General features: G+C 62.5%; 9 protein-coding genes. 7 read left to right on the forward strand and 2 right to left on the reverse strand.

All coding sequences use genetic code 11. From position 1 onward, the window contains the following. The first annotated feature begins 36 nt into the window (after positions 1–36). The 7 genes from C2U31_RS07365 to C2U31_RS07395 all read left to right on the forward strand — a co-directional run bounded on the left by C2U31_RS07365 (position 37) and on the right by C2U31_RS07395 (position 10,658). Positions 37–1,257, forward strand: coding sequence for an amino acid ABC transporter permease (locus C2U31_RS07365; RefSeq protein ID WP_103272246.1), 1,221 nt, complete (start codon positions 37–39; stop codon positions 1,255–1,257). 1 nt (position 1,258) lies between these two features. After that, on the forward strand, positions 1,259–2,362 hold the full coding sequence (locus C2U31_RS07370) for an amino acid ABC transporter permease (RefSeq protein WP_103272247.1): 1,104 nt from the start codon (positions 1,259–1,261) through the stop codon (positions 2,360–2,362). A gap of 60 nt (positions 2,363–2,422) precedes the next feature. After that, positions 2,423–3,163, forward strand: a complete 741-nt coding sequence (locus C2U31_RS07375) for an amino acid ABC transporter ATP-binding protein (protein ID WP_103272248.1) — start codon at positions 2,423–2,425, stop codon at positions 3,161–3,163. Positions 3,164–3,272: 109 nt separating this feature from the next. Next, complete coding sequence (locus C2U31_RS07380) at positions 3,273–4,289, forward strand: tripartite tricarboxylate transporter substrate binding protein (protein WP_103272249.1); 1,017 nt, start codon at positions 3,273–3,275, stop codon at positions 4,287–4,289. A gap of 398 nt (positions 4,290–4,687) precedes the next feature. After that, on the forward strand, positions 4,688–5,887 hold the full coding sequence (locus C2U31_RS07385) for an efflux RND transporter periplasmic adaptor subunit (RefSeq protein ID WP_103272250.1): 1,200 nt from the start codon (positions 4,688–4,690) through the stop codon (positions 5,885–5,887). Positions 5,888–5,889: 2 nt separating this feature from the next. Then, on the forward strand, positions 5,890–8,964 hold the full coding sequence (locus C2U31_RS07390; RefSeq protein WP_103272251.1) for an efflux RND transporter permease subunit: 3,075 nt from the start codon (positions 5,890–5,892) through the stop codon (positions 8,962–8,964). Between the two features lie 86 nt (positions 8,965–9,050). Next, entirely contained in the window at positions 9,051–10,658 is a 1,608-nt protein-coding gene (locus tag C2U31_RS07395) for an efflux transporter outer membrane subunit (protein WP_103272252.1), read from the forward strand. Positions 10,659–10,738: 80 nt separating this feature from the next. Here C2U31_RS07395 and C2U31_RS07400 read toward each other — a convergent pair whose 3' ends face one another. Both C2U31_RS07400 and C2U31_RS07405 read right to left on the reverse strand, forming a co-directional pair. Beyond that, positions 10,739–11,110, reverse strand: a complete 372-nt coding sequence (locus tag C2U31_RS07400; RefSeq protein ID WP_103272253.1) for a hypothetical protein — start codon at positions 11,108–11,110, stop codon at positions 10,739–10,741. 90 nt (positions 11,111–11,200) lie between these two features. Next, positions 11,201–12,442, reverse strand: a complete 1,242-nt coding sequence (locus C2U31_RS07405; protein ID WP_233772694.1) for an ABC transporter substrate-binding protein — start codon at positions 12,440–12,442, stop codon at positions 11,201–11,203. Positions 12,443–12,456: the final 14 nt, after the last annotated feature.

Raw genomic sequence — 12,456 nt, forward strand, 5'->3', positions numbered from 1 at the left:
CCGCCGCCCGGTATCCGACTTCTGTAGAAGTGATTCATGACGAATTCCAACAATAATGCCCATCAGCCGGCGCCGCGGCCTTCCGCGGGCGCCCAGCTTGCTCCCAAGCGGCGGCTGAACTGGAACGATCCGGGCGTGCGGGCGGTGGTGTATCAGGTGGTCGCGCTGGGCGCTGTAGCGCTGGCCGTGTGGTTCCTGGTATCGAACACCCTGCACAACCTGGCGGTGCGCAACATCGCCACCGGTTTCGGCTTCCTCAATCGCGAGGCCGGCTTCGCCATCGGCGAGACACTGGTTTCCTACACACCCGCCGACACTTATGGCCGCGCCATCTGGGTCGGTCTGCTCAACACCCTGCGCGTGGCGGTCATCGGCATCGTGCTGGCCACCATCCTCGGCACGCTGATCGGCATCGGCCGGCTGTCGAAGAACTGGCTGATCGCCAAGATCACCTCGATCTACGTCGAGGTCATGCGCAACGTGCCGCTGCTGCTGCAGCTGTTCTTCTGGTACGCGCTGATCACGGAAAACATGCCGGGTCCGCGCCAGGCGCACAACCCGCTGCCGGGCGTGTTCATCTCCAACCGCGGCCTGAAGGTGCCGGGGCTGGAGGGCAACTCGCTGGACTGGATGCTGGTCGGGCTGGCCGTGGCCATCGTCGCCATCCTGTTCCTGGGCCACTGGGGCAGGAAGCGCCAGGAAGCCACCGGACGCGTGTTCCCGCTGGGCCGCGCCGCCATCGGCCTGATCGTGCTCGGCCCGCTGGTCGGCTGGCTGGCCAGCGGCGCCTCGCTGACGCTGGACATGCCGGAACTGAAGGGCTTCAACTTCTCGGGCGGCCTGACGCTCTCGCCGGAATTCGCCGCGCTGCTGGCCGGCCTGGTGATCTACACCTCGGCCTTCATCGCCGAAGTGGTGCGCTCGGGCATCCAGGCGGTGAACAACGGCCAGTGGGAAGCGGCCGGCTCGCTGGGCCTGCGCCGTCCGCTGGTGCTGCGCCTGGTGGTGTTGCCGCAGGCGCTGCGCGTGATCATCCCGCCGATGACCAGCCAGTACCTGAACCTGACCAAGAACAGCTCGCTGGCCGTGGCCATCGGCTATCCGGACATCGTGTCGGTGGTCAACACCACGCTGAACCAGACGGGCCAGGCGATCGAGGGCATCCTCATCATCATGGCAGCCTACCTGACTGTCAGCCTGTCGATCTCGATTTTCATGAACTGGTACAACAAGCGCATTGCGCTGGTGGAGCGTTGAGATGAGCAGCACTACGCATACCCCCAGTGAAGGCCTGCCGCCGCCCAAGACGCATACCGGCCTCTGGGCCTGGCTGCGCAGCCGCCTGTTTTCCTCGCCGCTGAACATCCTCATCACGGTGCTGGCCGCCTGGTTCCTGCTGATGGCGGTGCCGGCGCTGGTGGAGTGGGCCTTCATCAAGGCCAACTACACGGCCAGCAACGCCCAGGAATGCCGCCAGTCGGTGGGCGGAGCCTGCTGGGCCTTCATCATTGAAAAGCACCGGTTGATCCTGTTCGGCACCTATCCGTTCGACGAGCAATGGCGCCCGCTGATCGCCACCATCATCCTGGTGGCGGTGATCGTGTGCAGCGGCATCCGCCGTTTCTGGAACTGGAAGCTGGCCCTGATCTGGACCGTCGGCCTGACGGCCGTCGCGCTCCTGATGTGGGGCGGCGTGTTCGGCCTGAGCTACGTCGAGAACGCGCGTTGGGGCGGTCTGCCGCTCACGTTGATCCTGTCGACCTTCGGCATCGCCTTCGCCTTCCCCATCGGCGTGCTGCTGGCCCTGGGCCGGCGCTCGAAGATGCCGGCGATCAAGGCGCTGTGCGTCGTGTACATCGAGCTGATCCGGGGCGTGCCGCTGATCAGTCTGCTGTTCATGTCCTCGGTGATGCTGCCGCTGTTCCTGCCGGAAGGCTTCTCCATCGACAAGCTGCTGCGCGCGCAGATCGCCATCATCATGTTCGCGGCGGCCTACATCGCCGAGACCGTGCGCGGCGGTTTGCAGGCGATCCCCAAGGGGCAGTACGAAGGCGCGGATTCGCTGGGCCTGAACTACTGGCAGCAGATGCGCAAGATCATCCTGCCGCAGGCGCTGAAGATCGTGATCCCGCCGCTGGTGAGCATCTTCATCGCGCTGTTCAAGGACACCTCGCTGGTGGTGATCATCGGCATCTTCGACCTGACGCTCGCGGCCAAGGCGGCCCTGTCCGACGCGGCATGGCGCGGGTTCGGGGTGGAGGCGTACCTGTTCATCTCGCTCATCTACTTCGTGTTCTGCTTTTCCATGTCCAAATACAGCCAGGCGCTGGAACGGCGACTGGCCACTGGCCACGCGCGCTAGCCACTACCGCGCGTCCGCCGCGAGGCGGGCGCGCACAGCGATATCTACGGGAGTACAGGCATGTCTGATGCCATCATTCGTTTGCAGGACGTGAACAAGTGGTACGGCCAGTTCCACGTTTTGCGCAACATCAACCTGGACGTGGCGCCGGGGGAACGCATCGTGGTCTGCGGACCGTCGGGTTCCGGCAAGTCCACCATGATCCGTTGCATCAACCGGCTGGAAGAGCACCAGAAGGGCCACATCATCGTGGACGGCACCGAGCTCACCAACGACCTCAAGCACATCGAGACGATCCGCAAGGACGTGGGCATGGTGTTCCAGCACTTCAACCTGTTCCCGCACCTGACGGTGCTGGAGAACCTGACGCTGGGCCCCATGTGGGTGCTGAAGAAGCCGCGCGCCGAGGCCGAGGCCACGGCCATGAAATACCTGGAGCGCGTGCGCATCCCCGACCAGGCCAAGAAGTTTCCCGGCCAGCTGTCCGGCGGCCAGCAGCAGCGCGTGGCCATCGCGCGTTCGTTGTGCATGAGCCCCAAGATCATGCTGTTCGATGAGCCGACCTCGGCGCTCGACCCCGAAATGGTCAAGGAAGTGCTGGACGTGATGGTGAGCCTGGCCCAGGAAAGCGGCATGACCATGCTGTGCGTGACCCACGAAATGGGCTTCGCGCGCAAGGTGGCCAACCGCGTCATCTTCATGGACCGTGGCGAGATCATCGAGCAGAACAGCCCGGACGAGTTCTTCGACAATCCGCAGAACGAACGGACCAAGCTGTTCCTGAGCCAGATCCTGCATTGACGGGCGGCGAATCCGGCATGAAAAAGCCGCCTTCGGGCGGTTTTTTCATCGTCGGGCCGCTGCGGTATGCTACGAGCCGCCATTCAAGCGTAGACAGGAGCAAGACCCCATGAACCAAGCCCCCCGCAGCGCCGTCCGTCGCGTCCTGCTGAGCGGCGCCGTGGCGCTGGCCGCCGCGCTGTCCTTCGGCGCGCCCGCCCAGGCCCAGAACACCGATTTCCCCACCAAGCCGCTGCGCTTCGTGGTGCCTTACCCGCCTGGCGGCCCGCTCGACACCATGGCCCGCATGCTGGCCGAGAAGGTGCGCGGCTCGCTGGGCCAGCCCGTCATCGTCGAGAACCGCTCCGGCGCGGGCGGCAACATCGGCGCCGACCTGGTGGCCAAGGCGCCGGCCGACGGCTACACGCTGGTCATGGGCGCGGTGGCGACCCACGCCATCAACCCCTGGCTGTTCGCCAACCTGCCGTATGACCCGGTCAAGGACTTCGCGCCGGTCACCATCGTGGCCTCGGTGCCGAACGTGCTGGTCATGAACGTCGAGTTCGCGCAGAAGAACAAGATCGAGAAGCTGGCCGACCTGATCGACTACGCCAAGAAGAATCCCGGCAAGCTGAACTACGGCTCGGGCGGCAACGGCAGCGCCGGCCACCTGTCGGGCGAGCTGCTCAAGGCGCGCGCCGGCATCAGCGTCGAGCACATTCCCTACCAGGGCGCCGCGCCCGCGCAGCTGGCGCTGCTGTCGGGCCAGTCGGACTTCATGTTCGATAACCTGGCCGCGTCCGCGCCGCTGATCAAGGACGGCAAGGTCAAGGCGCTGGCCGTGACCACCGCCAAGCGTTCCTCGCTGCTGGCCGACGTGCCCACCGTGGAAGAGTCCGGCGTCCAGGGCTTCGACCTGGGCACCTGGTTCGGCGTCTTCACCACGGGCGGCACGCCTGCGCCGGTGGTCGCCAAGCTGAACCAGGCCTATGCCGACGCGATGAAGCAGGACGACGTCAAGCAGCGCCTGTTGACCATGGGTTCGGAAGCGGGCCCGATGACGCCGGAAGCCTTCGCCGAGTTCGTCAAGAATGAAAAGGCCAAGTACCAGGAGATCGTCAAGATCTCGGGCGCCAGCCTGAACTGATACGGCTTTGAACCAAGGACGGCCCGGCGCGCCATGCGCCGGGCCGTTTGTATTTGAAGTATGGGATCAGCCTGGTACGGGCGACTCGCAGGCCGTCTGCGACGGGTACTGCTGCCTCTCAAGGTCTTCGCAGATCATGCGCGCGGCGCTGCCACGCTGTTTCAAGCAAACGACGTCAACGGCGGTCATGGGCCGTAGTCTGCATGGTTGAAAAGTGCCAGGATTCCATGTCCTGTGGCGCAGTTTCTACGGTCATGAATTTAGGTTTCCTAAATCAAGCGACTACTTTATATCGCTTTTTGGTATGTATTCGGCTAACTAGAATCCACGAGGAATTCATGAATATTTAGATTAACTAACTTGAAAACGAGGATCATGCCTTTCCATCAAGAGCGTGAATGCCTGCCCGTCTGCCGGGATGTGGACGCCATCACAGATACCGCCCGCGCGGTGAAATCATGAGGCCAGTTCGTCGAGTGCCGGCGAAGCTGGTATTGATTGGCACGATGATCGCCACCGCAGTGGGCGGTCTGTTTCTGTTCGATACGCTGCGCAAGCGGGCGGCCATCGAAGCGGCGCAAGCGAACACCGAAATCGCGGCGGTTGCTGTGGTGGTGCGCCGGATAGATGCCAAGGCATCGCAACAAACCATTGATGCTGTCGGCACGGTGGTCGCAGATCAACAGGTGCTTGTCGCATCCGAGACCGCTGGGCGCGTGACCCGGATTCATTTTGAAAGTGGCGAAATCGTCAAGGCTGGCGCCCCGCTGCTCCAGGTCAACAATGCCGCGAAAATCAAAGAGCTGGAGAGATATCGGGCGACAGCCCAGCTCGCTCAGTTCAGCCTCGAACGCGCGAAAAGATTGAATGGCCAGTCGATGTCGCGCGCCGAATATGAGCAGCATGTCGCTGCATATGACGAGAGCAATGCCCTTGTTGCGCAGACAGAAGCCGAGCTCGCCTTGCGTCTGGTGCGCGCGCCCTTTGCTGGCGAACTCGGAATCCGGCGAGTGAATCTGGGGCAATACGTCGAAGCCGGCACGCCGATTGCCACGCTTACCAACCTCGACACTCTCCATGTTGACTTTGCCGTTCCAGAGCGCTATCGCTCCATGCTCTTCCCAGGGCTTCAGATTTCCCTGGTTGGCGAGGTGACGGGGCAACCTACCGTCCAGGGAAGAATCACGTCGATCGATTCGCAGGTGGATGCGACGCATCGCACAGCTTCTGTCAGGGCGACCCTGAGCGCTGAAGGGCGTCGGCATCTATGGCCGGGCGCTTTTGCACGCGTCCGCGTGCAACTACCTGAAGGCGAGGCCATGTTGCACGTACCCTCGATTGCCATCAGCCACTCCTTGTCGGGGCAGTCGCTATTCGTCATTCGCAAAGACCAGGCCCGCGACGTTGCTCGCCTGATGCCCATTCAGGTTGGCGAAAATCATGGAGGCGATGTGGCCGTTAAGGCTGGTGAGCTTCGTGCGGGCGACCTCGTCGTCGTGGCAGGCCAAATAAACTTGCGAGACAACACGCCCGTCACTCTGCGGATACAAGGTCAAGATGGCGAAGCGCTTGATCTCCCCGCTGCTGAGGGAGAGTGAAAATGGCCATTACCGACGTTTTTATTCGGCGTCCTGTCTTCACATGTGCGTTCGCATTGCTTATCGCGCTTGTCGGGTTGCGCGCGGTATTGAACCTGCCCATGCGCCAATATCCGAAAATAGAAAGTGCCGTTGTCAATGTCACAACCGAGTATCCCGGCGCTTCCGCGGAGCTGATACAGGGCTTCGTCACAACCACGCTGGCTCAGGCGATCGCGACCACGCAAGGTGTGGAATACATGTCGTCGTCATCAGAGCAAGGGCGCAGCACTATCACCGCCCATCTGCGCCTGAACGAAAACTCGGACACCGCCCTGACAGAAGTGCTTGCAAAGGTGAACGAGGTTCGCTATCTGCTGCCAAAGGATGCTTACGATCCGGTTGTCGTTCGGCAGGCGCCTGGGGCGATCGGCGTTATATATGCGGGATTCGATGGTCCCGAGGACGGAAACCTCACTCGCATCACCGACTATCTCACACGCGTTGCGCGCCCGATGCTGACGACCATTGATGGCGTGGCCGCAGTCAACATCCTGGGCGCGCAATCCCTATCCATGAGGATCTGGCTGGATCCGCTGCGCATGGCCGCACATGGCATCAGTGCGTCGGATATTCAGGCCGCCATCGAGGACAACAACTATCAGGCGGCGCCGGGGCAAATCAAGGGGGAATTCACGGTCAGCAATGTTCACGCCGACACGAACTTGAACGGTGTGGAGGGGTTTCGCCGCCTTGTGGTCAAGAGCGGAAAGAGTCCGATACGCCTGGAAGACGTGGCAACTGTGGAAATAGGCGCGCAGCACCGGAATCAGGTCGCCAGCATGAACGGCGAACCCGCTGTCTATCTTGAGGTAATGGCAACGCCCAGCGGGAATCCGCTGGCGATTTCACGTGACGTCAAAGCGGTATTGAACAAGTTGGACTTGCCCGCGGGATCCAGCATGGCCATTCCATATGACGTGACGGTATTCATCGACGCGGCGATCGACAATGTGCTTCTGAAACTTGTCCTTGCCAGCGTGGAAGTGGTTTTGGTCATTTTCCTGTTCCTGGGCTCTTTCCGCGCGGTGGCTGTGCCCATGCTCAGCATTCCGCTGTCTCTGTTGGGCGCAAGCGCAATCATGCTGGCGCTTGGCTTCAGCTTGAATCTCCTGACCTTGCTGGCGATGGTTCTTGCCATCGGGCTGGTTGTCGACGATGCAATCGTCGTGGTGGAAAACGTCCATCGACGAATGGAGGAAGGCGAGAAGGCCCTGGAGGCCGCGCTGCACGGCGCGCGTGAGATTGCCGCTCCCGTCCTGACCATGGCGGCCACGCTGGTGGCAGTCTATGCGCCGCTTGGCCTGGTGGGTGGATTGACTGGCGCGCTGTTCAGTGAATTCGCATTCACCTTGGCTGCGGCCGTCGTCGTATCCGCGATCGTCGCCCTTACCGTCTCTCCCATGGCGGCGTCCCGGTTGCTTCAAAAGGGGGCGACAAGTCGCTTTGGCAAAGCCGTTGAAAGTGCCACGGGAAAAATCGTGGATCGATATGATCGTCTGCTGGGGAAAATGCTGCGCGACACGCGACCAGTCCTGATGGTTGGCGCGGGCGTCTTGGTCGGTCTCCCCATTCTCTTCGGAGGGCTTCAGTCGGAGCTTGCGCCGACGGAAGATCAAGGCGAAGTCATTGTGGATATGAAAGCGCCAGAGGCCGCGAATCTGGAATTTCTGGAGGGGGAAGCCAAACGTGTGGCGGCAACTCTGATTGATGTTCCGGAATCCGGCATCGTCTACGTGGTATCGGGCGTGGGCAGCGCGCTGAATCGTGGCTGGGGCGGCGTGATGTTGAGCCACTGGAGGGAGCGTCACCGCTCGGCGAAGGAAATCATGACCGCTCTGCAAGAAAATCTGCCGACCGTTGAAGGCATCGCCGCCACCGCTTTCCTGCCGGCGCCCTTGCCTGGTTCCGTGGGGGGCTTCCCGGTTCAATTTGTCCTGTCCTCTCCCGACAAGCATGAAAGCGTTCATGCCTCGATGGAGAAAATAAAAGCTGCGGCAAGAGCTAGCGGGTACTTCGCATTCGTGGACTCGGACCTGACTTTTTCCAAGCCGACAGTGTTGGTCCGCATAGACCGTGCGCGCGCGCATGATTTGGGCTTGAGCATGAAGGAAATAGGAGACACGCTGTCCCGCTTGACGGGCGAGGCATACGTGAATCGCTTTGGAGCTCAAGGCCGCGCCTATGATGTTATTCCCCAGGCGCCGCGGCATCTGCGTCTCAACGCGGACGCGCTGGCGCTATACCATGTACGCACCGCGGCGGGTGACATGGTTCCGTTGTCGTCCGTGGTCAGCCTGGAGCAAGGCGTCGAGGCAAACGCGCTGACGCAGTTCAATCAGCTCAACAGTGCAACGCTGGTGGCCGTGCCGAATCCGGGCGTCACCCTTGGGCAAGCTGTCGGCTTCCTGCAAGCCGAAGCCGACATGCTGAAGCGTGACGGTGTGCAATCAGACTTTCTGGGCGAGTCGCGTCAATATCTGCAGGAGCAAGGGCGGTTTGCGATTACCTTTGCATTTGCCTTGGCGTTTATTTTTCTTGTGCTGGCTGCCCAATTCGAAAGCATCAGGGATCCGCTCCTGATTTTGACGACAGTGCCCCTGGCAGCCTTTGGCGCGCTATCCGCCATGTTCTTTGGTTTCGGCACGTTGAACATCTATACCCAGATCGGCCTGGTCACGCTCGTGGGCTTGATAGCAAAGCACGGCATCCTCATCGTGGAATTCGCCAATGCGCAACAGCGCAGTACTGGCGCCGCTCGTGGTGATGCGGTGCGGGCTGCCGCCCGCACGAGAATACGCCCCATTCTGATGACCACCGCAGCCATGGTTGGCGGGTTGCTGCCCCTGATGTTTGCCAGTGGCGCGGGAGCAGGCAGCCAGCGGGCAATCGCCACCGTGCTGGTGACGGGGTTGCTGATCGGGACGATGTTCACGCTCTTCGTGCTTCCCGCCATCTATGCGCGATTTGGTCGCCAACTTGCGTCGCCGTCTGTGAAGAACGATCGCCGCTTCAGCGACATGGAGGTGATGTCGTGAACATGCGCGCCATGAATATCGCGCTACCGGATCTTGCAAGGCAGAAAGCTCCATTGAATGTAAAGGACTCGGCAATGACCGGACGAATGTATCGACAGATCGCGACGCTGTCGGCCATCTGTGGCATGGCCTTTCTATCCGCTTGTTCCGTGGCTCCCGAGTATGCCGTTCCGCAGATGACGCTCCCTGCGCAATACAAGTACGCGCTGTCGGAGCGGGAAATCGTCGGAGCCTGGCAGGACGCGCAGCCTGCCGACGCTTCCGTGCGTGGAGAATGGTGGAGCTTGTTCGACGACCCTGCGTTGAATTTGCTTCAAGACGCGGCGCGCCAGGCCAATCCATCTCTTCAGTCTGCGTGGGCACGGCTCAATAAGGCCCGGGCGCTGCAGCAGGAAGCGAAAGGCGCGCGTTTTCCCCGGATCGGAACAGGATTCGGGCTTTCACGAGAGCGGCCATCTCCCGTGGCCGAAGATGTGGCGCACGACGCCGCAACTCCGTTTAGAACCAAATGGCGCGTGGAAGCCGGCATTTCATATGAAGCCGACTTGTTCGGGCGACTGGCGAGCGCGACAGACGCTGCGCGGGCGGATATGCAACGCGATGAGGCGCTCTACGCATCGGTCCTGTTGGCGCTGCAGGCAGATATCGCGCAGCACTATTTCCTGCTCCAGGAATTGGACGCAGAGAGGGCGATATTCGCCAAGGTCGTGACGCTGCGTGATGAGTCATGCCGATTGGTGCTCGATCGTCACGAGGCCGGGCTGGCAAGCGAGTTTGATGTTTCGCGAGCGCGGACCGAGTTGGAAAGCGTGCGCAGCGAGGCGCTTGCTGTCGACCACCGGCGCGCGATTGCAGAGAATGCCCTGGCGATATTGACGGGGAAACTGCCTGCCGATTTTTCTGTGCCAGTCAAGGAGATGGAGAATGTCGTCGTTTCCATTCCTCCCGGCCTGCCTTCAAGTCTGTTGGAGCGGCGGCCGGACATCGCGGCGGCGGAACGCGCAATGGCGGCCGCCAATGCGCGAATCGGAATGGCGAAAGCGGCCTTCTTTCCCAAGCTGGATCTCACTGCCTCGGGCGGGTTCGAGTCTGCGGAACTCGGGCGGATTTTTGATTGGTCGAGCCGAACCTTCCTGCTCGGACCGTTGGTGGGAGGAGCGTTGTCGTTGCCGCTTTTCGATGGCGGCGCCAGACGCGCTCAGTTGGACTATCGTCTCGCGCAGTATGAGGAAGACGTGGCCATCTATCGGCAGACGGTGCTGACTGCCTTTCGCGAAGTGGAGGATGGCCTTGCAGGCGTTCGGTTCCTGAAAACACGGGCCGTGGCGCAGGAGGCTGCAAGGGCTGCTGCCCAACGGACAACCGAACTCGCGCGGCTCCAGTATCGCGAGGGACATATCAGCCAGTTGGATGTTATCGACGCCGAGCGTTCTTTCCTGAGCCACCAGCTTGCTGCGTCGCGTCTGCGCGGAGAACAGGCGCGCACTGTCGTTCAGCTCGTCCGCGCATTGGGAGGAGGATGGATGGTTGAATCCCATGCCGACGAGACGAAGCAGGACGACGTCAAGCAGCGCCTGTTGACCATGGGTTCGGAAGCGAGCCCGATGACGCCGGAAGCCTTCGCCGGGTTCGTCAAGAATGAAAAGGCCAAGTGCCAGGAGATCGTCAAGATCTCGGGCGCCACCCTGAACTGATACGGCAAGAAGCATCCACGGCCCGGCGTCTCAAGCGCCGGGCCGTTTTCATTTCGCCGTCTTGATGTTGGTACGCCGGTTCAGTCGTCCTCGTCGGCGAGAGGGGCGGCCAGCAGGCCGTTGATCAGCCGAGCCAGTTGCTGGTGGTCCACGTCCAGGTTGGTGCAGCCGTATTGGTCGGGGTCGCGGTTGACCCAGGCGCCCGCCGCGCGCCAGCCGGCGTCTTCCGGTTCCAGCCGCAGCGCATAGATCCAAGTGCCGGTCCAGCTGCGGTGAAAGCACAGCTGGCCGTCCTCCAGGTAGATGAACCACTTGTCTTCCATCTCTTGTGGAATGCGGCCTTGGCGCAGGCGCGCGTACTGGTCGGCGTCGTAGACGGCGTCGAAGGGCAGGTCGGCGCGCTTGGCGGGCGCCGGCAGGCGCTTCCAGGAGTCGGCTCGGGCGATGGGCATGGCGGCGTTGTGTCCTATGCGATGCGGAAGGTTCCGAATACTACGGTCCCGCCACGCATTTGTCTGCCGCCATGCCTGTCCTGCCTCGATCTACATCTTGCACTCGGCCGCGTGCACGTCGGTGTGGTCGCGCGCCAGCACCTTGACGTTCTTGTAGACCAGCTTGCCGTCGGCGCCTTCCTCGATGTGCAGCAGGTACCAGTCCTGCACCGGGTGCTGGTTGGGGCCGAACCTGAACTTGCCGCGCACGCTGGGGAAGTCGGCGCGGCGCAGCGCGTCGCGGAATGCGTCGGGCTTGCCGGCGATGTCGCCGCCGACCGCCTTCAGGCCGGATCCGATCAGGTTGGCCGTGTCGTAGGCCTGGGCCGCGTAGGCGGTGGGCGCGCGCTTGTAGGCCTTGGTGAAGGCGTCGACGAAGTGCTTGTTCTGCGGATTGTCCAGATCGGCGCTCCACAGCGAACTCAGGTAGAAGCCCTTGCCGGCGCTGCCGGTGGCGGCCAGCATGCGGTCGTCCATCGAGTAGATCGGCGTGATCATCTTGATCTTGCCGGCCAGCCCGGAATTGGCGAACTGCTTGGTCAGGTTGATGCCCGCGCCGCCGGGATGGAACTGGAACAGCGCGTCCGGATCCAGCGAACGGATGCGCGCCAGTTCCACCGAGAAATCTGATTGATCGAGCTTGGTGTAGATCTCTTCGACGATCTCGCCCTTGTAGGCGCGCTTGAAACCGGCCACGGCGTCGCGCCCGGCCTGGTAGTTGGGCGCCATGACGACCACGCGCCTGGCGCCCAGGTCGTTGGCGGCCATGCCGGCGGTGTCGGCGTAGGAGTCGTTCTGGAACGCCACCGAGAAATAGTTGGGATTGCAGGCGCGGCCGGCGTAGTTCGACGGCGCGGCATTCAGGCTGACGTAGAAGCCGCCGGCATTGAGCACGGCGGGCGCGACTGCGGCCAGCACGTTCGAGAAGTTCACGCCGGTGAACAGGCGCACGCCGCTCTGCACCATCCTGTCGGCGCTCTGCTTGGCGTTGGCCGGCTTGAGCGCGTCATCCTCGACGCGCACGTTGACTGGCACCCCGCCGAGCTTGCCGCCGCCTTCCTGGACGGCCAGCATGAAGGCGTCGCGCTCGTCCTCGCCGATATAGCCGGCGGGCGTGGACAGCGTGCCGATGAAACCGATGTCCACGGGTTTTTGCTGCGCGCCGGCGGCGTGCGCGTACAGCGCCAGCAGCGTGACGGCCGACGCGGCGACGCGTCGGATGGCGCGTCGGGACGCGCCGGCGGCGGGTGTTGCGGCAATGCGGACGGCGCCGCGGGTCGATGCGTGCTTCATGTCGTCTCCTCCTG

Origin of the sequence: Achromobacter sp. AONIH1, from assembly GCF_002902905.1 — a bacterium.
Classification (GTDB): domain Bacteria; phylum Pseudomonadota; class Gammaproteobacteria; order Burkholderiales; family Burkholderiaceae_B; genus Achromobacter.

What these genes read in the sequence shown, in the direction of transcription:
- C2U31_RS07400 (WP_103272253.1), bottom strand. Translation starts at nt 11,110, where the DNA reads ATGCCCATCGCCCGAGCCGACTCCTGGAAGCGCCTGCCGGCGCCCGCC.
- C2U31_RS07370 (WP_103272247.1), top strand. Translation starts at nt 1,259, where the DNA reads ATGAGCAGCACTACGCATACCCCCAGTGAAGGCCTGCCGCCGCCCAAG.
- C2U31_RS07365 (WP_103272246.1), top strand. Translation starts at nt 37, where the DNA reads ATGACGAATTCCAACAATAATGCCCATCAGCCGGCGCCGCGGCCTTCC.
- C2U31_RS07375 (WP_103272248.1), top strand. Translation starts at nt 2,423, where the DNA reads ATGTCTGATGCCATCATTCGTTTGCAGGACGTGAACAAGTGGTACGGC.
- C2U31_RS07385 (WP_103272250.1), top strand. Translation starts at nt 4,688, where the DNA reads ATGCCTGCCCGTCTGCCGGGATGTGGACGCCATCACAGATACCGCCCG.
- C2U31_RS07380 (WP_103272249.1), top strand. Translation starts at nt 3,273, where the DNA reads ATGAACCAAGCCCCCCGCAGCGCCGTCCGTCGCGTCCTGCTGAGCGGC.
- C2U31_RS07395 (WP_103272252.1), top strand. Translation starts at nt 9,051, where the DNA reads ATGTATCGACAGATCGCGACGCTGTCGGCCATCTGTGGCATGGCCTTT.
- C2U31_RS07390 (WP_103272251.1), top strand. Translation starts at nt 5,890, where the DNA reads ATGGCCATTACCGACGTTTTTATTCGGCGTCCTGTCTTCACATGTGCG.
- C2U31_RS07405 (WP_233772694.1), bottom strand. Translation starts at nt 12,442, where the DNA reads ATGAAGCACGCATCGACCCGCGGCGCCGTCCGCATTGCCGCAACACCC.